The 23,937-nt window shown below is 40.4% G+C and carries 20 protein-coding genes; 13 read left to right on the forward strand and 7 right to left on the reverse strand.

What is annotated here, in order from left to right; translation table 11 throughout:
• Nucleotides 1–111 precede the first annotated feature (111 nt).
• Together MST18_RS06485 and MST18_RS06490 are read left to right on the forward strand one after the other, a co-directional pair.
• Nucleotides 112–1,248, forward strand: coding sequence for an acyl-CoA dehydrogenase family protein (locus tag MST18_RS06485; protein WP_078193952.1), 1,137 nt, complete (start codon nucleotides 112–114; stop codon nucleotides 1,246–1,248).
• A gap of 311 nt (nucleotides 1,249–1,559) precedes the next feature.
• Nucleotides 1,560–3,203, forward strand: a complete 1,644-nt coding sequence (locus tag MST18_RS06490) for an AMP-binding protein (RefSeq protein ID WP_180063550.1) — start codon at nucleotides 1,560–1,562, stop codon at nucleotides 3,201–3,203.
• Nucleotides 3,204–3,365: 162 nt separating this feature from the next.
• On the opposite strand, the gene MST18_RS06495 is transcribed toward MST18_RS06490, so the two are convergent.
• Complete coding sequence (locus MST18_RS06495) at nucleotides 3,366–3,881, reverse strand: pyridoxamine 5'-phosphate oxidase family protein (protein WP_078193950.1); 516 nt, start codon at nucleotides 3,879–3,881, stop codon at nucleotides 3,366–3,368.
• Nucleotides 3,882–4,542: 661 nt separating this feature from the next.
• Between MST18_RS06495 and MST18_RS06500 the strand changes: the two genes are divergently transcribed.
• The 6 genes from MST18_RS06500 (at nucleotide 4,543) to MST18_RS06525 (ending at nucleotide 8,971) form a co-directional block, all read left to right on the forward strand.
• Entirely contained in the window at nucleotides 4,543–5,271 is a 729-nt protein-coding gene (locus tag MST18_RS06500; protein ID WP_180133195.1) for a HesA/MoeB/ThiF family protein, read from the forward strand.
• A gap of 58 nt (nucleotides 5,272–5,329) precedes the next feature.
• The gene (locus tag MST18_RS06505; protein ID WP_078193949.1) at nucleotides 5,330–6,628 is read left to right on the forward strand and encodes an AarF/ABC1/UbiB kinase family protein; all 1,299 of its coding nucleotides are present in this window, start codon (nucleotides 5,330–5,332) and stop codon (nucleotides 6,626–6,628) included.
• A gap of 83 nt (nucleotides 6,629–6,711) precedes the next feature.
• On the forward strand, nucleotides 6,712–7,092 hold the full coding sequence (folB, locus tag MST18_RS06510) for a dihydroneopterin aldolase (RefSeq protein ID WP_180004951.1): 381 nt from the start codon (nucleotides 6,712–6,714) through the stop codon (nucleotides 7,090–7,092).
• Nucleotides 7,049–7,498 (forward strand): 2-amino-4-hydroxy-6-hydroxymethyldihydropteridine diphosphokinase, encoded by a 450-nt coding sequence (locus MST18_RS06515; protein ID WP_180133148.1) that lies wholly within the window; start codon nucleotides 7,049–7,051, stop codon nucleotides 7,496–7,498. Before folB ends, MST18_RS06515 begins: the two co-directional genes overlap by 44 nt.
• A 136-nt stretch (nucleotides 7,499–7,634) precedes the next feature.
• A complete protein-coding gene (locus tag MST18_RS06520) occupies nucleotides 7,635–8,213 on the forward strand; it encodes a DedA family protein (RefSeq protein ID WP_257227514.1) in 579 nt (192 codons plus the stop codon).
• Between the two features lie 77 nt (nucleotides 8,214–8,290).
• A complete protein-coding gene (locus tag MST18_RS06525) occupies nucleotides 8,291–8,971 on the forward strand; it encodes a hypothetical protein (RefSeq protein ID WP_180133149.1) in 681 nt (226 codons plus the stop codon).
• Between the two features lie 69 nt (nucleotides 8,972–9,040).
• Here the strand turns inward: MST18_RS06525 and coq7 are convergent, their stop codons facing one another.
• Complete coding sequence (coq7, locus tag MST18_RS06530; RefSeq protein ID WP_078188555.1) at nucleotides 9,041–9,676, reverse strand: 2-polyprenyl-3-methyl-6-methoxy-1,4-benzoquinone monooxygenase; 636 nt, start codon at nucleotides 9,674–9,676, stop codon at nucleotides 9,041–9,043.
• Between the two features lie 3 nt (nucleotides 9,677–9,679).
• Nucleotides 9,680–10,999 carry an MFS transporter gene (locus tag MST18_RS06535; RefSeq protein ID WP_180093591.1) on the reverse strand — a complete coding sequence of 440 codons (1,320 nt, stop codon included), beginning with the start codon at nucleotides 10,997–10,999 and terminating at the stop codon, nucleotides 9,680–9,682.
• 177 nt (nucleotides 11,000–11,176) lie between these two features.
• On the opposite strand from MST18_RS06535, the gene MST18_RS06540 reads away from it, so the two are divergent.
• Both MST18_RS06540 and MST18_RS06545 read left to right on the forward strand, forming a co-directional pair.
• On the forward strand, nucleotides 11,177–13,918 hold the full coding sequence (locus MST18_RS06540; RefSeq protein ID WP_180133150.1) for an autotransporter assembly complex family protein: 2,742 nt from the start codon (nucleotides 11,177–11,179) through the stop codon (nucleotides 13,916–13,918).
• Between the two features lie 21 nt (nucleotides 13,919–13,939).
• Complete coding sequence (locus tag MST18_RS06545; RefSeq protein ID WP_180133151.1) at nucleotides 13,940–18,460, forward strand: translocation/assembly module TamB domain-containing protein; 4,521 nt, start codon at nucleotides 13,940–13,942, stop codon at nucleotides 18,458–18,460.
• 70 nt (nucleotides 18,461–18,530) lie between these two features.
• Here the strand turns inward: MST18_RS06545 and xseB are convergent, their stop codons facing one another.
• The 4 genes from xseB to MST18_RS06565 form a co-directional block, all read right to left on the reverse strand.
• The gene (gene xseB / locus MST18_RS06550; protein WP_078188551.1) at nucleotides 18,531–18,725 is read right to left on the reverse strand and encodes an exodeoxyribonuclease VII small subunit; all 195 of its coding nucleotides are present in this window, start codon (nucleotides 18,723–18,725) and stop codon (nucleotides 18,531–18,533) included.
• Nucleotides 18,715–19,995, reverse strand: a complete 1,281-nt coding sequence (xseA, locus tag MST18_RS06555) for an exodeoxyribonuclease VII large subunit (protein WP_180133152.1) — start codon at nucleotides 19,993–19,995, stop codon at nucleotides 18,715–18,717. Before xseA ends, xseB begins: the two co-directional genes overlap by 11 nt.
• Nucleotides 19,996–20,118: 123 nt before the next feature.
• On the reverse strand, nucleotides 20,119–21,414 hold the full coding sequence (locus MST18_RS06560) for a Y-family DNA polymerase (RefSeq protein WP_078193941.1): 1,296 nt from the start codon (nucleotides 21,412–21,414) through the stop codon (nucleotides 20,119–20,121).
• Nucleotides 21,415–21,429: 15 nt separating this feature from the next.
• Nucleotides 21,430–22,077: a LexA family transcriptional regulator gene (locus tag MST18_RS06565; RefSeq protein ID WP_078193940.1), complete on the reverse strand. Its 648-nt coding sequence runs from the start codon at nucleotides 22,075–22,077 to the stop codon at nucleotides 21,430–21,432.
• Between the two features lie 299 nt (nucleotides 22,078–22,376).
• Here MST18_RS06565 and MST18_RS06570 point away from each other — a divergent pair, with 299 nt between their 5' ends.
• The 3 genes from MST18_RS06570 (at nucleotide 22,377) to MST18_RS06580 (ending at nucleotide 23,849) form a co-directional block, all read left to right on the forward strand.
• Nucleotides 22,377–22,811 carry an I78 family peptidase inhibitor gene (locus MST18_RS06570; RefSeq protein WP_180133153.1) on the forward strand — a complete coding sequence of 145 codons (435 nt, stop codon included), beginning with the start codon at nucleotides 22,377–22,379 and terminating at the stop codon, nucleotides 22,809–22,811.
• A 112-nt stretch (nucleotides 22,812–22,923) separates the two neighbouring features.
• The gene (locus MST18_RS06575) at nucleotides 22,924–23,283 is read left to right on the forward strand and encodes a hypothetical protein (protein ID WP_078193938.1); all 360 of its coding nucleotides are present in this window, start codon (nucleotides 22,924–22,926) and stop codon (nucleotides 23,281–23,283) included.
• Between the two features lie 296 nt (nucleotides 23,284–23,579).
• Nucleotides 23,580–23,849, forward strand: a complete 270-nt coding sequence (locus tag MST18_RS06580; RefSeq protein ID WP_078189189.1) for a hypothetical protein — start codon at nucleotides 23,580–23,582, stop codon at nucleotides 23,847–23,849.
• Nucleotides 23,850–23,937 lie beyond the last annotated feature (88 nt).

The raw sequence follows: 23,937 nt of genomic DNA on the forward strand, positions 1-23,937 counted from the left end.
GACGTCGTCGTGTATCTAACTTTGCTTTATACAGCCAAAGTATTTTTAATTCCGCAGTTATCCAAAATTTAAAGCTATACGCGCTATAAAAGATTTAGAAAAGGAAGTCTCATGATTTTAAATGATGAACAAAAAATGGTTCAGGACATGATGCGAAGCTATTCGCAAGAAAAACTGAAACCAACGGCTGCAGAGCGTGATAAAACGGCAGCATTTCCTGCACAAGAACTTAAGGAACTGGGTGAGCTAGGTGCTTTAGGCATGACGGTTTCGGATGAATGGGGGGGTGCAGGTTTAGACTATGTGTCTTTGGTTGTTGCCTTAGAAGAAATTGCTGCTGGCGATGGTGCGATTTCCACAATTGTTAGCGTACAAAACTCACTACCTTGTGGCATTACGCAGCGTTATGGTACAGAAGCACAAAAAGAAAAATACTTAAAAAAATTAGCCACTGGCGAATGGTTAGGTTGTTTTTGCCTAACAGAACCACAAGTGGGTTCAGATGCGAGCGCATTGGAATGTAAAGCGGAGCGTGATGGTGATGAGTGGGTGTTAAATGGCACCAAGCAATTTATTACCACAGGAAAACATGCCCAAGTAGCCTTGGTTTTTGCGGTAACGGATAAGTCTGCAGGTAAAAAAGGGATTTCGTGCTTTTTAGTACCAACGGATGCGCCGGGTTATATCGTATCGCGATTAGAAGACAAAATGGGTCAGCATTGTTCCGATACAGCAACTATAGTTTTAGATGACTGTCGGATACCTGCCGATAGTCTTTTAGGCCAAGAGGGTGAAGGCTATAAAATTGCCTTATCAAACCTAGAGTCAGGTCGAATTGGCATTGCAGCGCAGTCTGTGGGTATGGCACGAGCAGCATTAGATGCAGCCGTTGAATATGCCAATGAACGAAAGGCATTTGGGGTGGAGATTGTACAGCATCAGGCCGTGGCATTTCGCCTCGCGGATATGGCTACCCAAATTGAGGCAGCACGCCAGTTAATTTTCCATGCAGCAACGTTAAAAGATGCAGGTTTTCCATGTTTAAAAGAAGCCTCGATGGCGAAACTTTTTGCATCGACGATGGCTGAACGGGTGTGTTCAGATGCGATTCAGATCCATGGGGGCTATGGTTATGTATCTGATTTTCCAGTAGAACGAATTTATCGTGATGTGCGTGTCAGTCAGATCTATGAAGGTGCATCGGACATTCAGCGGCTGGTGATTGCACGTGAAGTCACCAAAGGGTGAAAGGTAAAAAAATAGACTTTAGTCGATGTTCAAACCCTGCAATGGCGTTGATGGTTATGGAAATTGCAGGGCACATCCAAACATGGTTATCTAGGTATAGACAGTCTAAGAATAGGTAATTTACGAATAGATAGTTTAACAAAGTATAAGTTACAAAACTAAAAACCGACATTGCAATCGGTGTATGGAATAGCAGTAAAAGCGAACGTGGCAAAGGAATCGTCACGGATACGCAGCGGTATAACAACAAGATCAATAAACCTCAAAGTATTGCACTTTGAATCATAGAGAACAGGATAGGAATTGTCGTCATGAAGACACTAGAACAAGCATATCGTGATTTTAATTTTGAAAAGATTGTTACAGAACAATTGGTCGGTACGCCAAGTTCAATCAATGCTTATGATGAATGTTGTGGGCGCTATGTTGGGCAAAATAGAACTGCGCTGATCTGGGAAAGTAAAAATAGTGAATCTGAGCAATGGACTTTTGAGCAATTAGATTTAGCTTCTGCACAATTGGCGAATTATTATCAGCGCATTGGACTGAAAGCAGGTGATTGCATTGCAGGTCTATTACCACGCACAGCAGAGTTGTTGATTACTATTTTGGCAACATGGCGTATAGGGGCAATTTATCAGCCGTTGTTTACGGCATTTGAGTCTAAAGCGATTGAACATCGGGTGCAAACTGCGGGAACAAAGCTGATTGTAACCAACACTGAGCAACGCTCAAAACTCAATCATATTGATTTACCACATATTTTAACCGTGCATGCCGATCAAGCAATTCAGACAGATCCTGACTTTTGGTCAGAGTTGCAATTGCATGACGCCACATTTAACTCAGTTCCCCGTTCATTTGACGATGAATTTTTAATGATGTTTACATCGGGAACGACCGGTTTGGCCAAGTCTGTACCTGTGCCACACAAAGCGTTATTGGCATTTAAAGGGTATATGACACATGCGGTTGATTTGCGTGATGAAGATTCATTTTGGAATTTGGCAGATCCGGGTTGGGCTTATGGTTTGTACTATGGAATTGCAGGGCCATTAAGTTTAGGACACAGCATTATTATGGATGAACGTGCTTTTAGTGTTGATCATGCACTTCAAGTCATCAAAAAATATAAAGTCAGTAATTTGACCGGTTCACCAACGGCATTTCGTATGTTCTTTGGTTTTAAAGAAAAATTTGATGAATCCCTAAAATCACATTTACGGGTTGTGAGTAGTGCAGGAGAGCCACTAACGCCCGAAGTGATTCAATGGTTTAATCACGATTTAAACGTCAATATTTATGACCAATATGGGCAAACAGAACTCGGTATGGTGATTGCAAATCATCACGCTTTAGAACACTACAAAAAAGTGGGTTCAGCCGGTTTTGCTATACCGGGTCATCGTTTCGCGGTGCTTAATAAAGACTATCAAGAAATTGAACGCGGTGGCATTGGAACATTGGCATTAGATTGGTCGCAATCTCCACTCATGTGGTTTACAGGCTATGGTGGCAATAACCGTAAAGCCTTTGTCGGGAACTACTATTTAACCGGTGATACCGTTCGTTTAAACGAAGAAGGCGGCATTGATTTTGTAGGTCGTGCAGACGATGTCATTACAACGTCAGGCTATCGTGTAGGGCCTTTCGATGTGGAAAGCACATTATTAGAATGTGAAGAGGTTTTAGAGTCGGCAGTTGTTGGTAAGCCTGATCCTGAGCGGACTGAATTGGTCAAAGCTTTTGTGGTATTGAAACCACAATATCAAGCAAGTTCTGAACTCATGGATAAACTACAAGCCTATGTACGATCTCGTTTATCCAAGCATGCTTATCCAAAAGAAATTGAATTTGTGGATGGGTTGCCTAAAACATCGAGTGGAAAAATCCAACGTAATTTGTTGAAGCAACAAGAAGTGGCCAAAGCGCAATTAATTCAAAAGGTCAGTTGAGTCAATTTATATACGCAAAAAAGGCTGCTTGATGCAGCCTTTTTGAAATTGATATTTGAGCTTGTGAAACCATTCATTCGAGATCATATATGCACTTGACTAACTATGGGACAATCCAAATTAACCTAAAATTAAAGCATTCATTCAAATCTATAAAATCATTTATTTTAAGTTCAGGGTATTATGTTCAGTATCAAGTTCTTGAGTTTTACCCGTTAAATTGCCCTTCAAAACTTTGAATAAATGGGTGACTTTATTGTCTTTGACATTCCAGAATTCTGCACTAATAGGATTAGCTATCAAAACGCGAACAGTAGGATCAGTCTTGCCATCGAACCAGTTTTCAGCCCAAGGATTCCATAATTTATCGATTAGGGCCGCATCTGTACTGATTTCTCCATGAGCACTAATTGATACATAAATATCGTCTGAAGGTTTAGCGAATGCTAATCCAAGATGATTACGACCTGCATTGACTGCCTCTACAAGGTCATTGTTTTCTTTCATAAGAAAATAGATATTTTCATGCTCATTCATCTTATCAGAATTAAGCATGGTCATAGGTTGAGAATGAATTTCTTGCTTGTCAGTGACATGGCTAATCATGGTGAAACGCACGTCTTTAATGAGTTTCCATAATTTTTGTCGCTGATCTTGTTCAATGTATTCTTGTGACATTTTTATTCTCCACTTTTAAGTAATCACTTTGGGGTAAAGGGGTAAATATGACTGAGCACAAAGTATTTGAATAATGTGTGTTAGCTCATAAGTTTATCGAACATATTGTGTCAGCAATTTAATTCTCACTGAATTCATATATATACCTACGGATTAAATCTCTTTGCATACGTAAACGCTTAAAATGTCTTGAATTAAGTTTTATTTTTTGAGGTTAAGGTAGAAAAGAATCATTAAAATGAACCTAATATAAGCAGCTCTAGTGCAACTAAATATGTTTAAAAATATAACTATATTTTTTATTTATTATTTTTAAAACATGTATACGCTATACCTCTATGATGTTCCTACATACTAAGGTGTTTGAGATACTGTTTTTTAAATAGTGTAATTGAAGATACGCTAACTGAGAAAAATGTCATGTCTACAGAGCATTTATTCTAACTTTAAGCTGTATATTGTCTTGCTCAAATAGCCGGGTGTTTTTACACTGTTTCGGGTTTGTAGCCGAATAACATTTGATGGATAACGGTGTTTTAATCTTTTGCGTGCGGTATAAACTCGCCTATTTTTTATGCTTGACGAATTTTAATAAGGAAATACTTTGTCTACGTTTAAATCGAATGAATCAACATCTGAATTTGAATTAAGTGATGATGAAATGCATTTATACAGCCGTCAAATATTGCTTGATGGATGGGACATCGATGCGCAAGAGAAGCTAAAACTTGCCAATCTACTCATCGTGGGGTGTGGTGGGATTGGGTGTACCACAGCCGAATTATTGGCACGTGCAGGCGTCGGACAAATCACTTTGATCGATGCAGATCGAATTGAAATCAGTAATTTGCAACGACAAATTGCTTATACCAAACACGATGTAGGATTTTATAAAGCTGAAATTTTGGCTAAACGCTTACAAGCGATTAACCCGCATATTCGTGTGCAAAGCTATACCTCAAAATTAGATGAAAGCAACGCAAAGGCATTGATTTCACAGCAAGATTTGGTTCTCGACGGTTGTGATAATTTCAGTACACGGTATTTGGTTAACGCAAGCTGTGTGGAAAATAATGTGGCGCTGATTAGTGCTTCAGCGATCGGCTTTCAAGGGCAGTTATTTATGGTTGAAGCCGATGCTGCCTGTTATGAATGTTTATTTCCAAAAGAACAGCATGCCAATGAAAGTTTGCGCTGTGCAGACTCGGGTGTACTTGCAACTACACCAAATGTTATGGCAAGTTTGCAAGCACATCATGCCTTGCTCTATTTGGGTTTAGGGACGACAGCACTGAAACAAAAGCTTTTGTTGTGGGATGGTCGGTCAATGAAGCAAAAAATTCTCACTTTTGAAAAAGATCCCGATTGTCCAATCTGTCAGGCAAGATAAAGCAGCAAGCCCTTATTTTTTTGCTACACTCACGTTAATTATTTTTTTCTAAGACATTATGAAAAACAATATCTGGTTAGATGGAATTCGCTCGGTTGCCCGAATGGGTGAGACCGCAGTCGTTGCGGCGAAAGCCGGCTTTAAATATGCAACTGAAAAACCAAGTAACGCAAAATTAATGCGTGAAACTTTTGAATCGCTAGGTTCAACCTATATTAAATTAGGTCAATTTATTGCCAGTACACCTTCTTTATTTCCACGTGAATATGTAGAAGAGTTTCAAGGCTGTTTAGATCAGACACCGTCATTGCCGTTTAGTTATGTGCAGCAGGTATTGGCTTCAGAATTTGCTGGCCGTAATTTAGATGAAATATTTGCTTCAATTGATGAAAAGCCTTTGGCTTCTGCATCGATTGCACAGGTACACGCTGCTAAATTGGTCAGTGGTGAAAATGTTGTTATCAAGGTGCAAAAGCCGGGTGTCGAGACGATTCTCTATACAGATTTAAATGTCTTACATTGGGCTACTAAACTGGTTGAAAAAGCTGTACCCAAAGTCAAATTTGCTTCACTTGCAGATATTGTTGAAGAAATTAAAGTTCGCATGGTACGTGAAGTGGACTTTATTGAAGAAGCTCAAAATCTTGACGACTTTGTGAATTATCTGAATGTAACTCAAAACAAAGCCGCAACAGCACCAAAGGTTTATCACCAATATTCAACACGTCGCGTATTAACCATGGAGCGTTTATACGGCGTACCATTGACTGATTTTGATGTGGTCAAGAAAGTCGCTAAAGATCCATCGCAAGTTTTGGTGACAGCGATGAATACATGGTTTGGCAGCTTGATGTTATGTAATAGTTTCCATGCAGACTTACATGCAGGCAACCTGATGCTGCTAGAAGATGGTCGAGTTGGCTTCATCGATTTTGGGATCGTGGGCCAGTTGAAACCTGAAGTGTGGACAGCATGTATTGCGTTTATGGATGCCCTACAAAAAACTGACTACAACTTGATGGCTGAAAATATGCTGAAAATGGGCATGACGGCTGTCAAAATTGACACACAAGTCTTAGCTGCCGACTTAGAGCGCTTATTTAGCGGTGTGCTTTTGGCCGATCCGCAAGAGTTATTAACCTCAAATCCTGCCGATTTGAATGACATCATGATGGATATGGTACAAGTCGGAGAGCGTCATGGTATTCGCTTCCCACGTGACTTCGCTTTATTATTCAAACAAATGTTGTACTTCGATCGCTTTATGCGCATCCTTGCGCCATATACCGATATTTATGCAGACCAGCGTATTCAGATGGTGCAGACTATGGATCCTAATTTATTGTTGAAGCAATAATTTAGCCGCAAGATATAAATAAAATCCTCTTGCTTAAACAGGAGGATTTTATCGATGTTTAAGATTTTATTTTGAGTGTAAGAATGGACGCAATTATCATTGAAGGTTTGAAAGTTGAAACTGTAGTCGGCTGTTTCAATTGGGAGCGTCAGATTATTCAGCCTTTGATGCTCGACCTCAATATTCAAACCAGTTTAGCGCAGGCGGCTCAGTCAGATGAGCTTGAAGATACCTTGAATTATGCTGAAATTTGCGAAATATCAGCCAAAGTCATTCAAACTGCTCAACCTAAATTGATCGAACATGCAGCAAAACTGGTGATTGATGCACTTTTTGCTACCTATGACAGCATTGAATCTATTATGATTAGCATCCGGAAGCCTGCCATTATCGCGCAAGCCAATTCTGTAGGAATTCGTCTTGAACGCCACCGAAACGATTTTCGCCCTAGCTCTGGCGAGTAATTTCAATCCAAAACCGCATTTTCAACTGGCTTTACGTCAAATTCAGGCTTTGGGTCATGCTGAATTTTCCAAAATTTATGTGATTCCTTGTCGTGATGGCATTGGGGCGGATTATTGGAATGCAGCTTGTTTGGTGAAAAGCAGTTTATCTGTAGATGAAATCAGCACCTTACTGAAAAAAATGGAAGCAGACTCAGGTCGTGTTCGTCCGTCTCATAATATCGCTTTGGATCTGGATCTGATCGCATGGGGCGAAAGCTTAGCGCACATGCAATTTAATCCGAAAAAACTGCCTTTAGCACTCGATGTTAAAATACCAATGTTCGACATTTGGAAAAATGAAATGTTTGAACATCCAGCACATCAATTTCCTATGGTGAGTTGCCAACAGCTTTTAGCAGGTTAAAAAGAATTACCTAAAGCTTTTCATCATCAACGTAATTCGAACTTCAATAACAAAAAGCATTCAATCCCTTTATTTTATGCGCTAGCATAAGGTAATTAGCAGGGTTAAATTACGCTTTTAAGTCTAAAAAAAGAATATGAACTGGACGGATCTGATTCAGCACTATGGCTATATTGCGATTTTTATTGGCACGTTGTTTGAAGGAGAAACAGTGCTGATGATTGGCGCCTATGCCGTACATCAACACATACTTCATTTTCCAGTGTTGATTGCAGTGGCGATGTTGGGCAGTTTTATTGGCGATCAGTTTTATTATCAAATGGGCGCTCGCTATGGGCAAAAACTTATCCAGTCGAATGCAGAATTTGCACAAAAATTCGATCGTGCGAGCCAGTTTATTGAACGTTATCCTATTTTGACCATTTTATTTATGCGCTTTGCTTGGGGTTTTAGAACTATTTTACCTATTGCAGTCGGTGTGCGTGCTTATCCTGTTTGGAAATATGTGCTGATTAATTTGGTTGCCTGTTTTATTTGGGCGATGTTGGTCGCAACGATTGGCTTCCAAATCAGTCATTATTTACATCTATTTTGGGCGAAAATGCTGCCTTATCATCAAGATATTTACATCGTTATTGCCGTTATTTTATGTATCGTATTCTTCCGTGTGCTCTATACGGTGTTGAAGTGGTGGCGTAAGCATCATCAACATTGATAAAGTGCAAGTGTTTGATCTGATAAAGTCGTCAAAACATAATTAAAAGATTTAAAGGGATATTTAGTGAGAGCAATATGGGCTTAGGTTATGGTGCGGGTGCGGGAGGTTTCCTTATTATTTGCTTTGCGATTTTGGTGCTATTTATTGTCATTGCGATTTGGTTGAGTTGGAATAATTGGTATAAAAAGCAAAAAAATCGACCATATAAAGTAAATGCGGTACTTAAAATTGGTTTATCTGGCGTATTGTTTTTCCCTTTATTTGTTGCAGTAACGCTGGGATTGTTCGTGATTTCAGATCTTAGTTCTGACTATGCAGAGTGGCAGCATCAAAAGAAAATTCATATACAGTTGCAGGAACCTTTAAACTTTGGAGAGGTTGTACTGCCTGAAGGCACGTGGATTAACCGATCATTTGAAACCGACTATACTCTGGAACAGATGACTGATATTCGTCAAGGTCTGACTTCGGCTCGTTTTCCAGAGATTATTCAAATAGCTGGATTTGATGTTATTGCATTTGAGCTGGATCGTCATTTATTGCTGGAATTGGCACATGATCATACTGTTGTGATTAATAACCAAAAGGAAATTTGTCCGGCAGGATGGCTGCTTGAATTAGGTGGATCAGGTTATCCGTCCACTGAGCAACTTTATAGTTTGAATTTTGATTGGTTTACACCAAGTCGATGGCAGCCTATAAACTGTTTTGATGGCGAAGGAATTATTGTATTAGAGTCAAAACATTACTTATGAAAAAGCCTGCATCATTGCAGGCTTTTTGTTCACTATTTATAGAACTTAGCGACAATCATTAGAAAAGCATTAAATGTAATAACTGGTTTTGGTCATCAGCTTTGAAATACCAGTCATGGCAATACGAACTGGAACAGGAAGGTCTACACCACCTGCATTGAGTGCTGTATCACGGTGATGCAGCTCATCTTCATTCATTTGCACTAAGATTTTACGTGAACGTTCGTCTTGTTCAGGAAGTTGGCGGATGTGGTCTTCTAAATGCAGACTCACCTGACGCTCAGTTTCAGCGACAAAACCTAAGCTGTATTTATCACCAGCAATACCTGCCAATGCACCCATCCCAAAAGAAAGGCCGTACCAAACAGGGTTGAGCAGACTGGTATGGCTGTCTAATTCTTTTAAGCGGTCTTCACACCAAGCCAAATGATCTTGTTCTTCAATCGCTGCTTGTTCCATTTCACGGCGTACGTTCGGCAGTTTCGCGGTGAGGGCTTGGCCATGATAAAGCGCTTGAGCACACACTTCACCACTATGGTTGACCCGCATTAGACCTGCAACATGACGTGCTTCACTGACTGCAAGTTGAGTCTTTTCAGCAACAGACGGATTTTCACGATGTGCAGCCGTTGCTCCGGGAACTAAACTACGTAAGGCCTGATCAAATGAGTGAATAAGTTTGTCGACACCTGTAAATTGACGCATGGATTAATCCTCCAGAGAGACTTGCGTAGTTTGAAGCAAAGGTTTGATGCGTAATAGCAGCCAAATACAAAAGATTGCACTGAGCACTGCAGTTATACAAAAAAGTATTTTAATATCAATCTTTAAAACACTCAGAATGATAATTGAAAATATAGCAGAAGATACCATGAAAACGGCATTTAAAATGTTGTTTGCTGCAACTACACGGGCACGATGTGAGCGAGGCGAATAGGCTTGCATCATGGCATATAGTGGAACAATGTAAAAACCACCGCTAATCCCCAATAAAGTCACTGCGATCATTACATGGTAATAGCTCCACCCTTGATGAAATACTTCCGATAAGGTAATAAGAGGGCCAGTTTGAGTGGGGACGAGGGTCAAACTAAACGCTAAATACAGTGCAAATACCGTTAAACCTACAGCACCGATGGGAACCATCTTAATATTGACTTGAGTGCCGCCCAATTTACGACAAAGCAATGAACCTACGCCCACACCGACAGAGAAAAAGGTCAATAGCAAGCTAACGACATTTTCAGAGGCATGTAGATTTTGCTGAGTCATTTGTGGAATTTGGGTGAGGTAGGTTGCACCATAAAACCAATACCACGAGTTCCCCAATAAAATAGTAAAAATCAGCGGCAAACTTTTGGCATATTTCATCGTTTGGTAACTAGTTCGGAAAAAGTTCCAATCGATTTTTAAATCTGGTGTAGTGACATTTTGCTTAAGAATAAAACGACTGGTGATATAACCTGAAATGGCGATGGTCATAACTGTCAGGCTGATCCATATTAAATTGCCTTGTGATGAAGCAATCACAGCACCACCCAAAATCATCCCGAATAAAATCGCCATGGATGTTGCAGATTGGAACAGCGCATTGCCTGACATTAGCTCATTGGGTTTTAAAATTTCAGGCAAAATCGCATATTTGATTGGACCAAAAAATGTCGAATGGGTTCCCATCAAAAATAGAGCCAACAATAACAACCATAAATGACCGGTCAGAAAGCCAATGCTGCCGATGACCATGATGATAATTTCTAAAATTTTGATACCACGGACAAGTTGTGAACGTTCAAACTTATCTGCGATCTGTCCCGCTGTCGCTGAAAAAATAAAGTAGGGTAAAATAAACAATAATGCAGCTAGATTGTTTAGCGTGCTGATGGGTAATGCCTGTTGTTGGATTAATCCATAGGTGATGACCAACAATAAAGCCTGTTTGTAGACATTGTCATTGAGGGCCCCAAAAAATTGGGTCAAAAACATAGGCAGGAAGCGGCGTGTACCTAGCAGATGTTCGTTGTTATTCATAAGCGTCTTGCTACATTAAGTTTTATTAAGAAATGTGAGTGATTGGTAAAATCTCTAAAAAAATCATGTAATATGTTTTTGAGTTTGGGGATGGCGAAAAACCAATAGATATAAGATCTTTAGCTCTACATCTGATTGACTAAGTCCATTACATAATGAAATTTGTTAGAGTTTGCTATGCCTGCAAAAATCAAGTTTAAAAAAACAATGCTTCATCACAGTATGGCTCACTGCATACGACAGCATCATAGCAATAAAAGTCTATATATGAGCATCTTTTTGACCTTGTGTGCTCAGCATAGTTTCGCCCAAACTCCCGCAGAAACTGTTCCAACATCTGCAGATACAAAAGCAGAGATTGTTGCTGAAATCAAGGATGAGGCTGTAAATCAAGGGCTGTCGACGCTTGAAGCAATTGAAAAAATTGAAAATATAAATGAGCCGAAAGAATCTGTTGATAGCATGAAAATGCTGCAAGAACAGCAGCAAGCAGGAACACAACTACAAGAATTTAAACCTATTGAGTTCGAAGATTTAGAAAACTTGCCCGTGACACCTGTTGATCAAAACATGGCGAATGAAATCTTCCAAGTTGCTGAAGAAGCCAAGCGTCAGGCGCAGGAGTACCGTGCGACACAGCAAACAGAAGTTGCTGTAGCGGATATTACCCAAAAAGAGTTAACGGAAATTAACCAAGCGCCAGTCAATATTGATCAGCTCATGAGTGAAATTCGCTCTGATAATGAAATTACTGCGACACAAAATGAAAATGCCAGTACGCTGCAAGAGCTGAATAATCCAACCGTGGAAGATGATGCAGAGCCAGGTATTTTTAAGCGCTTATTATATAAAGTGCGTCCGCCACGTCAGATGAATACGGCAAAAGTGCCACGAATTAGTGCGGATGTTGAAATTACCTCAGCACATAATACCAGTCAGACTTCGAGTAAGGCTTACGGTGCGGCGCTGGAAGATCTCAAAGCCAATATTAAAGGCAAGCTTTCAAGTTTTACTCAAGAGTCTTTTAGCGATTTTCCATCGGCTTTGCCTCAATTACGCAGCTTGTCCAATCAAGCTGCACAAGCTGTAGGTTTTTATCAGGCAGAATTCAAATTTGAAAAAGTGTCTGATAGTAAAGTTCGTGTATTGGTTACACCAAATACGCCTGTGCAAATTCAAAAGCAAAATATTGAATTTTCAGGGGCTGGAGCAAATCAAGCTCAGTTTCAGGTGATTGGTGTTTTACCAGATCAGGAAGAAGGTGACATTCTTAATCATGGTGAATACGAAACGACGAAAGGCCGAATTAATGATGCAGCAACTAATAACGGTTATTTTGACTCGTACTGGCGTTTGCACGATGTAAGAGTGGCTCAACCACAAAATACAGCCGATATCAATTTGCGATTTGAAACGGGTGAGCGTTATAAGCTTGGCGAAGTCGAATTTCGAATGAGTGATCCTAATGCAGAGTTTCCATTGGATCGCGATATTTTAGAAAGCTTAGTGACATGGAAAGATGGTGCTGATTATACTTTCTGGCGTGTAAATGGTTTAGCCAATAACCTGACCAACTCTCGCTATTTTAACTACACCTTAGTTGATGCGATTCGTCCAGACCCAATTGAAAAGCCGCTTGAACTGCCACCAGATATTCAGACCTTGGTCGATCAAAATCAGTTGTCTGAAAGTTCACAAGTGGTGAAAGACAAAACGGAAGTGATGTCGAATAAGGAAGTCACGCAAAAAGTGGTTGATGAAGACCAATTTGCGGGGGTGAATGATGCAGAGCAATCCTCTAAATTACGCAGGTTGCAAGATACGCAAGATGCTAAACAAGCAGAACAAGAACGTTTAAAAGCGCAAGCACGTGAAGATAAAAAAGTCCCTGTGATCGTGACACTAAATGCAGATAAGTTGAATAGTGCAGAAATTGGTGCTGGTTTTGGTACCGACACCGGTACACGTGTTCGTGGGCAGTATCGCCGTGCCATCGTGAATAAACGTGGTCATTCTTTTGACGCCAACATGGAAGTATCCAAAATCCGTCAATCGATTGATGGTCGCTATAACATTCCTTATAACCACCCATTAAATGACTATGTCAGCTTGGTCGGTGGTTATGAGCGTGAAGAACGTGATGATGTCGGTCAAGGCGTCAATCTTTCGATTGAATCTGCTGTAGCTGGGGTTGACCGGATTATTAAAAACCCACGTGGTAGTTGGCAGCATACCTTTGGTTTACGTTACCGTTTGGACCGTATTACCGATGACGGCCTAAGTCCTAGTGATGACATTCCAGATGCGTTCTTGGTAAATACCAACAATGAACAGCAGTCTTTGATGTTTGGCTATGAAATTTCTCGAACCGACTCTGATAAACGTGTGAATCCGAGTAAAGGGATTAAGCAAACCTATAAAGTTGAAGTCGGAAGTGAAAGCTTACTTTCAGATGCGGACATGGCGATCTTGAATGCGGGCTGGCGCTTTATTTATTCATTGGGTGAAAATGATAATCACCAGTTCGTGGGGCGCAGTGATTTAGGTTATATTCTGACAGAGAACTTTGATAAAGTTCCTTATAACTTACGCTACTTTACCGGTGGTGACCAAACCATTCGCGGCTTTGACTATAAGAGTTTAGCGGCCGAAGAAAATGGCTATAAAATTGGTGGTCAAGTCTTGGCAACGGGTTCATTAGAATATAACTACCAATTTAAAGAAGGCTGGCGTGCTGCGGTCTTTAGTGACTTTGGTAATGCGTACGATAAAGACTTCAATACACCGACTGCATATAGCGCCGGTGTGGGGATACGTTGGGCTTCTCCAATTGGCCCAATTCGTTTAGATGTCGCTACCGGACTTTCTGACGACAGCAAACCAATTCGTTTACATTTCTTTATTGGTTCACAATTATAATTTTTAGGTGATGTGTTTTTTATGACTGAACAAGAACAGCAAGAACCAGAAAACGAAACGCCGGTAGAGCAACTGCCGAAGAAGCGTCGTATTCTTCGAAGTGTCATTTTGACCTTCGTGTTCGTGCTTATCTTTTTGGTGGCTGCATTGGCGGTCATGTTCTCTACAGACAAAGGCAGTAAGTTTTTACTTGACCGTGTTCTGGAACGTCAGCAAATCATTCACTATGAATATGAAGGTGGTAACCTGTGGCGGGGCATTATTTTACGAAATGTCCTCGTTACGCTAAAACCTGTCGATGTAAAAATTGACCGTGCCGATATTACACTCGGTTGGCGCGCCATTATTAATAAAGAAATTCATTTAAATAAAGCAGATGTTAAAAATCTGCAAATTATTACCAAGACCCCACCTAGCGATAAACCTTTTGCATTTAGTGAAATCCGTCTGCCGTTCGTACTTCGTGTCGATCATGCAGATCTAGATCATATGCTGATTAAAACGCATAGTTCAGGTGTGGATTTTTATGATATTGAATTAAATGAAGCGCTTTGGTCTGGGACGGAATTAAAATTTGAAGATACCCGTATGGATATGGGCTATTTATCTGTGCGCCAAGCGTCTGGGAATATGAAATTTGAAGGCAAGTATCCGCTAAATGGTGTGGGTATTGTCAATTTACCTTCACTACGTGAAAGCTTGAACATTCATGATATTCAAGTGGTGGCTAAAGGATCTCTTGATACGATTCAAGCTGGTGTGGCAACTCATACCCCAGATCTTTTAACTGGTTGGGCTGTGGTTCATCCAATGCGTCCACATGTTCCAATGTTTGGTGCACTCAAATTTAAAAACTATCATTTACCTTTACTGACGGAGCAAAAGCTTTTTGCTAAAAATGGTCTGGCAAAATTCAAAGGGGATATTCAGCGTCTTAATTTAGATTTAGACACGGACCTGAGCGGTGCCAATATCCCTGAAGGTAAATATACTGCGCTCATGAGTACGGACTTGGTCAACCAACTTGATATTACTAACCTAAATGGACAAGTAATGGGCGGCGCTGTCAACTTGGGCGGCGTGGTGAGTTGGAAAGATCAGGTCACTTGGGATGTAAGCGGTCGTTTAGATAAAATTAATCCAAAACATAAGTTGATTCCGAAGGTGGTTCAAGATTTTCTACCTGTGAGTTTAAATAGTAAGATTGCTTCTAAAGGGACCCTTGAAAAAGGCATGCACCTGACGGCGTTGGTGGATTTTGATCAATATGAAACTTGGAATTTAAAACTCGATCAAGCGCCTGCTAAAAATAATAAAGCTCAGCCGATGCTGATGGATGTGTCTTGGAAAAATATAGACCGTGCAGTGCCATATGTTGGATGGTTGAGTAGTGATTCGGGCAATGTGCAATTGGCGCTTACAGAAGGTCAGCAAAACATTAATGTGGCGACCACCGTGTCACGACATGAAAAAGGTGCTCTGCCTGCTGGACAATATCAAGCCAAACTGAATCTGAAAAATAACAATCTCAATGTCCCTGCCTTTAGTTATGTGGCCGACAAAGGTCAGCTCAAAGGTAATGCGGTTGTAGAATTGCCTGATGAAAAACGCATGCTGAAATGGCAAGCCAATGTACAAGCACAGCAGTTCAATCCGCAAACCATCGTGGCTGCTGCGCCTGTCGACCAAATTACAGGGTCATTAAAAGCCAATGGTTATGCAAAACCAAATCAACAGATTATTCAGCTGAATAATATTGATTTATTAGGCCGACTAGCACAGCAAAATGAAACGGTTCATTTAACAGGTCAATCTACTGCTGCGCTGACTTTCCATGATGAGAAACAAGGTGGAGGCTTTAAAGCTTTTGCTGTGAATTATGATGGTGGCCTCAATGCAAGCCAAGTTGCCGCAAGTAAAGGCAGTTTGATTTTCAAAGTATCTGGCACACCTGAATTAATTAAAATAGCCGAACTGCGTCATGATGGCGTGGCAGGTAAGATTTCAGCCAATGGACAGGTTTTACTGCAAAAAGCCATTGGTTGGGATATCAATGCATCACTGGTGCATTTTAAGCCGCATTACTTTGCCTCAAATGTACGGGGTGAATTATCTGGAAATTTAAAAACCAGTGGTGTGTGGTCAGATGCATTAAAACGTATTCAAATTGAACGTCTGAATTTGGCAGGTATGATCAATAACAAACCTGTCCGTGGTCAAGGTAACTTGGCGATGGTAATTAATTCAAATCAATCCGGCTTTATGCCAAAACAGTTTGAAGCGAATAATTTGCTGTTGGCTTATGCCAATAACCAAATTCAAGCCACTGGTAATGCACAAAATTTACAATTGAAAATTAATGCACCAGCGTTATATGAAATTTATGCAGGCCTACGTGGACGTGCTTATGGCTACTTAAATGTTCAAGCACAGCCAAGACTGCAAGCGTCTGCCAATATCGCAATAGATGACTTCGCTTTTAATAATTTATTCGGTGTAAAAAAAATACGGGTACAAGGCGAGTTGCCAACTTCTGCGACTTCACCAAGTTTATTAACGGCAACGATGGATAATTTACGCAGTAACAACCGTGAGATTGTGAAAGGTCAAATTTCACTGGCCGGTACACGTAATGCGCATTTATTAAAAGTCAGTGCTGAAAATAAATTAACAAAATTTTATGTGCAGTTAGCTGGTGGTTTTAACGCACAAAATAATTGGCTCGGTCAGATTCAAAAAGGCGATTTTGACTCCTTGCGTACACGTCTTGTGCAGCGTCAAAATGCATCGATTATTTACAACACTGCACAGTCTGACTTATTTGTTGGCGCACATTGTTGGATGAGTCAGCAAAGTGAATTATGTTTTGATCAGCCGATTCGTGTGAATAAAAACCGCGGCAATGTATCTTTTGTGACAAAGAACCTAGACTTAAATGATTTTGCAGCATTTATGCCTGAAGGCCTGGCGATTACGGGTAAAGTGAATGGTTATGCGAAAGCGTCTTGGGCGAAAGGTGCAAAACCTAAAATTGATGCACGATTAGTGACTCGTGACGGTTTACTCGGTTTAGCAGCGGAAGACCCACAGTATTTAGCATCCACTTTAAAATATGATGAAGTAGGTTTGATTGCGAAAAGTGTCGCTGAAGGGCTACAAATTCGACTCGATACCAAAGCTCCTGATATTGGTACAGGTTATGCCAATATTATTATTGATCCGTATAAAGCCAATAAACCGATTCGCGGTGAAGTGGCCTTTAACCAAGTTCAATTGAAAATCTTAAAACCATTTATACAAGATGTCCGTTCAATGGGCGGCACGTTGTCTTATGCGGCAAAAATTAGCGGAACATTGTCTCAGCCTTTAATGGATGGTGAGATTCGAGTGAAAAATGGCTCGATTAGCATGATTTCATTGCCTGTGAACTTGACCAATATTCAGTTGTATTCTGCTGTACGCCAAAACCACGCAACGATTGATGGTGCATTTAACAGTGGTCGTGGTGTGGGCAAATTAACCGGAAATATTGACTGGAAAAATGATCCACGTATCCAGTTGAATTTAACGGGTAATGAAATGTTGGTCCGTCAAGCGCCATTGATCACCGCTGTTGTAACGCCTGATTTATCTTTAGATGTGCTGCCTTTCAGTAAGAAATTAACCTTAAAAGGTAAAATTGATGTGCCGCGTGCATTGATTTCGATGCCAGAATCTTCTGCAACAGTGGTTGGGGTATCTTCAGATGTACGTGTGGTACACGAAGGTGATAACCAACTTGAAATCTTAAAATCGGCACGTCCTTGGGATATCCGCGCAGATGTACAGGTGAATATTGGTAATCAAGTGATTTTCCAAGGTTTTGATAGTCGAATTCCGTTGATTGGTCGTTTGAATTTGACACAACGTGGTTTAGAAACAGCAATGCGTGCCAATGGTGCAATCGGTGTTTCTCAGCGTGTGAAAATCGAAGCTTATGGTCAAAGTCTGGACTTGAACCGTGCGATTGCTCGTTTCAATGGACCATTGGCAAACCCAACTTTAGATATCGATGCTAATAAAGCCGTGCAAGGTAGTACTGTTGGGGTTCGTGTGACGGGTACGGCATCAAGCCCTGCAATTCAGGTGTATAACGATGCAGGTCTGTCTGAACAAGAAGCCTTAAATGCCTTAATTACAGGTCGTATCAATGAAGGAAGTTCAGGTTTAAGTCAGGCGGAAGGTTTCCGTTCTGATGTGAACAACACGATTGCTGCAGCCGGTATTAGTATGGGCTTGGGTGGCACACGTGCATTGACCAACCAAATTGGTCGTACATTTGGTCTGAGTGGTTTGGCACTGGATGCTCAAGGAACAGGGGATGATACTCAGGTTTCTGTGACGGGTTATATTACACCTGACTTATTCATTCGTTATGGTGTCGGGGTATTTACACCAGTGAATAAACTGACCTTACGTTATCAAATGAACCAACGTTTATACTTGGAAGCGAGTCAGTCTTTAGAGCGTGCAATTGACTTGTTCTATAACTGGCGCTTCTAAGTGAAGCAAAATTTGAGCATAAAAAACGCAGCTTAGGCTGCGTTTTTTATACAAATGATGAGCTGAGAAATCAATCTTTAAACGTATCATTCAATGCTTGTTGTACTGCTTCAACACGGGTTTTGCAGGCTTTATAGGCTTGCATCGACTCTTCAACGATTTTCATAAGATTATCAATATCGGGTTCTTGCTGAGATTCGAGTAATTCAGCATTACGTTTTAAAACTTCATAGCCTTCTTTAAAACTTAGAGTATCAGTCGTCATGATTTTTTACCTGTATATGTTGAATATCAGCCGTGATGACACCGTCTTGCATTTCAATTTCAATCGGTGAATGCGCGGAAGGCTGAAGATTTTTCGTTGCACGAATGGCGTGACCTTGCTGCCGGACGATGGCATAACCTTTGGAGAGCACATGTGCAGGGTTTTGCAGCAAAGTTTCACGCATGAGTATTTCAATATTCTGCGCAGCTGTTTTGAGTTGTAACTGAGCAAAATAAGCAGTGTTATCTTGGTATTGTTGTAAGAGCCGAGTTGAGTCATTGATTTGACTTTGAGCCAAGGTCTTTATGAGCTGTAGCAACTGATCATTTTGACTTTGATACAGAGCAATTTGATGTTGTGAGCGCAGTTGAATGCTTTGTAATGCCTCTAAAACTTCCTGAGTTCGCTCAACAATATGATTACGAATCCCCCCAATCACTTTACTCGGGGTGTCGAAAGAGCGATGTGCAATTTCATCTAAGATTGTACGGTCTTTTTCATGGCCGATACCGACCCAAATTGGCACGCTACGCTTAGATAGAAGGGCAGCCAAATCATAATCATTCAGATAAGCAAGATCGTTAACAGCACCGCCACCACGAATAATAACGATCAAATCTGGCGCAGTTTGAAAGTCATTGGCCCATTGTCTTAAACCCAGTGCTAAAGCATCTCGGATACTTTGTGCTGCGGTATTTCCTTGAAAGGTTGCAGCATGATAGACAAATTCACACACGCCAGCATGTTGTAGTGCATCTGCATCTTTTTTAAAGTCACCTAAGCCAGCCGCATTTTCAGGCGCAATAACCAAGACATGCTGAATATCAAATGGCGCAGGCAAGTTTCGATTTTTATGAATCAGACCTTCGCTGGTGAGTTTTTCTAAAATTTGTTGATAGCGTCGAGCCATATCACCCAAAGTAAAACTCGAATCAATTTTTTCGATATTGACTGAAAAGCCGTACTGCGGGTCAAACTTGGCACGCACTTTAACCAAGACATTTAAGTCACGACTGAGCTCAATGCCGCTTTCACGTTCAAATTTTCCGACAACTTTATTTGCAGTAAATTTCCAAATTGTGGCCTTACAACTGGCAATGACTCTATCACTTTCTTGTTCTTTTTCAGCCAATTCTAAATAGTAATGTCCACCTTTGATGTTTAAATTTCGAATCTCGGCTTTGACCCACACGGCATCATTAAAAGCCAATTGAATGACTTCTTTGACCGCAGATAGGTATTCGCTCAGCGTTAATTGAACATCAGACATAATTTAAAATAGGAGAATATAAAAATGAATATTCATTTAAATACTAAATAAATATTCAGCAATTGCAAATGATCATTTCGGTTAAAACAATAGAAGGACTAAGCGGCGCTACAACATAGTGTTTCATTTCACACGAAGCAGTTCGTTCCAATTACTCAGGTAAGCGGGGGAACACAGATTTTTTTTCATCCGCCATGTTGCAGCATCGTCCTGCGCTAAGCCGATCGAGACAAAATGATGCCCAAATTTTTTTTGAATATCGTCGATGGTGTCGGACAGTTTCAAACGGCTTTGTCTTAACGCCATATCGCAAAACAAATCTGGGGTAAAGTTTTGTTTTGGAATGATTTCTAATAACACCACACCGGCTTTTTTATATTTAAATCCCGCTTTAAAGATTTTTTCGGCGGCACGCGTTGCTGCTTGGGTGATACTAATTAAGTCATCGGTATGCTCATTCAGTGTAATGGCCAGATAAGGTGCGTATTTTTCAGTAGAATTAAAGCGACTCGTTTGAATAAACACTCCCACCATACGACATAGAGAATGATCTGCTCTTAAACGTGTGACGGCTCGCGCGATATATACACGAATAGAGGCTTTAATATCTTCCAGTTCGTAGACTGGCTGACCATAGGAACGACTACTGATAATTTGCTGTTTGCTCGGTGCTTCTTCTTCAATAGACAGACAAGATAGACCTTGCAGTTCCAAGACGGTTTTTTCCATCACCACACTAAATTTTTTTCGAATATCTTTAGGCTGTGCATTGATCAGATCTAAAACATAATGAATGCCAAGCTGATTCAGGGCTTTTGTATGATTGCGACCGACGCCCCAAACTTCATTGACTGGTGTCTGCGCAAGGAGTTGTTCTGAGGAACAAGGGTCCATTTCAACTAAATTGCACACACCGTTCAAATAAGCATTTTTTTTGGCAAAATGGTTGGCCATTTTGGCTTCCGTTTTAGAGCGACCAATCCCGACACAGCAGGTTAAACCTAGCCATTTTAGGATCGTATCTCGTATTTCTTTGGCATATAGGCTCAAATCAAACAGTTCTTGATAGGCAGTGAAATCTAAAAAACACTCATCGATCGAGTAAACTTCACGGTCTTCGGGGCCGACATACAGGCCTAAAATATTCATAAATCGATTCGACATTTCGGTGTAGAGAGCATAGTTACTCGACAACACCTGAACATGATGCTGTTGGATTAAATCCTGAATTTGATAGACCGGCACAGCCATTTTAATCCCGAGGTCTTTGGCTTCCTGACTTCGGGATACAACACAGCCATCGTTATTGGACAGCACGACGACAGGGACATTATTGAGCTTTGGGTTAAAGACACGCTCACAACTGACGTAGCAGTTGTTAAGGTCAACTAACGCAAATATTTTATTTGCAGCTTTCATGACGAATTCTTGTGTTTAGGTGTGTGATGAGCGCTTATAAAATTGCTTTAAATTAAAGGTCACAACACCCTGAACAACGATAGATTCACTATCTGAAGGGATAATATGCGCATAGGCTGGATTTTCTGCTTTTAGCCAAATTTTGGGTAAGACTTTATTGGGGTCACCAAAAATGTCGGCAATTTCTTCTTTTGACATTTTTGCGGTGATCATCAATCGCTTTAAGGTGATTTCACGATTATCAATCAGTGCAACCACGATATCGCCATGTTTGGCTTCTAAGCTACGATCTACCAAAAAAGTATCATTAATTTCAAAGCCGGCATTGAGTAAAGACTCGCTATCGACATGCGCAATAAATGTAGCGAGCGGGTTAATTACCAAATAATCATTTAGGTCTAAGACTTTTTCAAAAACATCTTTATTGGCGAAAGCTGGGCCAGCAGGAATACGTTCCAAGGCAACGGGAAGTTCAATACGGGTATTTTTCTGAACAGGCTGAACATTGAGCGAAGAATCCAAAAATGGATCCATAGATAGTTCTTGAGATTGCCTTTCAAGCAGGGCATTGATGGTGGGACTGGGTTTGCCATCTGCGCCCATGAGCTGTTGCAAAGACGACCAAGCTTCGTCCGAAAAATAAATCGGCAGTTTTTTTGACATATTTTGCTCCTACGCAACGTGGCGTGTTTGAAGAAAAGTACTTTTTTTAGCATACGCGTTGAGCAGGTCATTTTTCAAATTTATAAAACCTTTAAAATCAAAGCTGCGACAAGTTTAGTCGTTTTAAATATTGCAAAAATCATCATCAGTTCAAAGAAAATGACGTTCTGTATTTTGAACATAGGACACATTGCTGCCTAATTACAGAAAGTGGAATGACAACTAAAAATTTCAATAAACAACTCGTTTATTTGGCACAAACTTGGTAAGTTAAATTTTTATATTCAGAAATAGACTTGATGAAAAATATATGGATTTTAGCTGCACTGACAGCATTTATGGCGGGTTGTAGCACTACACAGCAAACTGAAACGACATCAGAAAAAATTGGTATGGCAAATCCAGCCAGCCAGTATTGTGTAGAACAAAAAGGTAAACTTGAAATTCGTGATGAAGCAGATGCTCAGGTCGGGTATTGCCATCTGCCAAACGGACAAGTGGTTGAAGAGTGGGCATTATTCCGTAATAGCCAAACTGAATGTGTCGCGGATAAAGCCAAGACGCTGATTGGCCAAGCAAAATTGACTGAAGATCAGATCAAGGCGATTAGCCAAGCTCAAATTGTCCGTTTAGTAAAACCTGGGCAGCCAGTAACAATGGATTATCGTGTAGAGCGCGTCACCGTCACTGTAAATCCAATCAATAAAAAGATTATTCAAGCAACTTGTGGTTAATTTAAACACATAAAAAAGGCCCGAAAGGGCTTTTTTTGTTTGTTCGGCTACGACTAATTTAAATGACAAATCCATTACGATCTTTTATATTGCCCCTCGTAAGGAGAAGTTCATGAAAAAGTTATTTGCTTTATCCGTTATGGTGGCTTTGGTCGGCTGTGCTGAAAAAAAACCATTAACCCCTGAAGAGCAGTGGCAGGGTTACTGCCGCAGTGTAGGTAATGCTGCACGTACGATTATGTTAGATCGTCAAAATGCAATTGAAAAAGACAAAGCAGTTGAGCATGCCAACAAAATTGAGGATGAAACCACCAAAGGATTTATCCTGAACATCATTGATGAAGTTTATGCCTTGCCGCAAGCTGAGATTAATACTGATGTTGAAAAAGCACGTGAAAAAATTCGTGCTGAGTTTACTGAAAAATGTATCGCAACACCGCATACTGAAATGCCAGATTATAAACCGTTCTAAGGAACGGTTTTTTATGCGAGAAAGCGCGTAAAGCAAAACCTAAAGGCTGTATTCAGCAGTGAGTAGTTACAACGGGGCAACTATCCGTTGTTTAGCCATATGATGGAGTTCATGCTTATTTTGCGAATGCATATTTCTCTTAGGGTTACTTTGAATATGAGATGCTTAAAGATTTTAAAATAGCCTAAGTAGAGCGAAATACAAATTGTGACAACTTGCTAAATCATAAATATAGAAAAGCAAATCTTTTTAATGAATAATGAAATGGAGAATAAAAAACAGTAGAGGAGCAGAATATGGACGTTATAGGTTATATGCATCACTCAGATCTACTCCTAGAAGATGAACAAGGCGTAGCAATTATCGGTGGTGGGAACTACGTGCTCAGCATTGGAGATAAAGTCACATTACGCCAAAAAGTAGATGAATTTTCTCAACGCTATTTGGTCGATATCAGCTTTGCAAGTAATCAACATCAAACCACATGTCAGGACGAATGGTGCCTCAGATTTACAGGCGATCGAGCAGAACTTCAGCAATATATCACTGCAACCACTGTACACTAAGGTGGAATATCCAATACTGATAAAAACAGGCAACATTTAGTTGCCTTTTTTTGATAGTTAATTTTAGTCAAAAGTTAATATGCGCAAG

Origin of the sequence: Acinetobacter sp. YH12068_T, assembly GCF_024606005.1 — a bacterium.
In the GTDB taxonomy this organism is placed as follows: Bacteria; Pseudomonadota; Gammaproteobacteria; order Pseudomonadales; family Moraxellaceae; genus Acinetobacter; species Acinetobacter amyesii.

What these genes read in the sequence shown, in the direction of transcription:
- MST18_RS06485 (WP_078193952.1), top strand. Translation starts at nt 112, where the DNA reads ATGATTTTAAATGATGAACAAAAAATGGTTCAGGACATGATGCGAAGC.
- MST18_RS06490 (WP_180063550.1), top strand. Translation starts at nt 1,560, where the DNA reads ATGAAGACACTAGAACAAGCATATCGTGATTTTAATTTTGAAAAGATT.
- MST18_RS06495 (WP_078193950.1), bottom strand. Translation starts at nt 3,881, where the DNA reads ATGTCACAAGAATACATTGAACAAGATCAGCGACAAAAATTATGGAAA.
- MST18_RS06500 (WP_180133195.1), top strand. Translation starts at nt 4,543, where the DNA reads ATGCATTTATACAGCCGTCAAATATTGCTTGATGGATGGGACATCGAT.
- MST18_RS06505 (WP_078193949.1), top strand. Translation starts at nt 5,330, where the DNA reads ATGAAAAACAATATCTGGTTAGATGGAATTCGCTCGGTTGCCCGAATG.
- folB (WP_180004951.1), top strand. Translation starts at nt 6,712, where the DNA reads ATGGACGCAATTATCATTGAAGGTTTGAAAGTTGAAACTGTAGTCGGC.
- MST18_RS06520 (WP_257227514.1), top strand. Translation starts at nt 7,635, where the DNA reads ATGAACTGGACGGATCTGATTCAGCACTATGGCTATATTGCGATTTTT.
- MST18_RS06525 (WP_180133149.1), top strand. Translation starts at nt 8,291, where the DNA reads ATGGGCTTAGGTTATGGTGCGGGTGCGGGAGGTTTCCTTATTATTTGC.
- coq7 (WP_078188555.1), bottom strand. Translation starts at nt 9,676, where the DNA reads ATGCGTCAATTTACAGGTGTCGACAAACTTATTCACTCATTTGATCAG.
- MST18_RS06535 (WP_180093591.1), bottom strand. Translation starts at nt 10,999, where the DNA reads ATGAATAACAACGAACATCTGCTAGGTACACGCCGCTTCCTGCCTATG.
- MST18_RS06540 (WP_180133150.1), top strand. Translation starts at nt 11,177, where the DNA reads ATGCCTGCAAAAATCAAGTTTAAAAAAACAATGCTTCATCACAGTATG.
- MST18_RS06545 (WP_180133151.1), top strand. Translation starts at nt 13,940, where the DNA reads ATGACTGAACAAGAACAGCAAGAACCAGAAAACGAAACGCCGGTAGAG.
- xseB (WP_078188551.1), bottom strand. Translation starts at nt 18,725, where the DNA reads ATGACGACTGATACTCTAAGTTTTAAAGAAGGCTATGAAGTTTTAAAA.
- xseA (WP_180133152.1), bottom strand. Translation starts at nt 19,995, where the DNA reads ATGTCTGATGTTCAATTAACGCTGAGCGAATACCTATCTGCGGTCAAA.
- MST18_RS06560 (WP_078193941.1), bottom strand. Translation starts at nt 21,414, where the DNA reads ATGAAAGCTGCAAATAAAATATTTGCGTTAGTTGACCTTAACAACTGC.
- MST18_RS06565 (WP_078193940.1), bottom strand. Translation starts at nt 22,077, where the DNA reads ATGTCAAAAAAACTGCCGATTTATTTTTCGGACGAAGCTTGGTCGTCT.
- MST18_RS06570 (WP_180133153.1), top strand. Translation starts at nt 22,377, where the DNA reads ATGAAAAATATATGGATTTTAGCTGCACTGACAGCATTTATGGCGGGT.
- MST18_RS06575 (WP_078193938.1), top strand. Translation starts at nt 22,924, where the DNA reads ATGAAAAAGTTATTTGCTTTATCCGTTATGGTGGCTTTGGTCGGCTGT.
- MST18_RS06580 (WP_078189189.1), top strand. Translation starts at nt 23,580, where the DNA reads ATGGACGTTATAGGTTATATGCATCACTCAGATCTACTCCTAGAAGAT.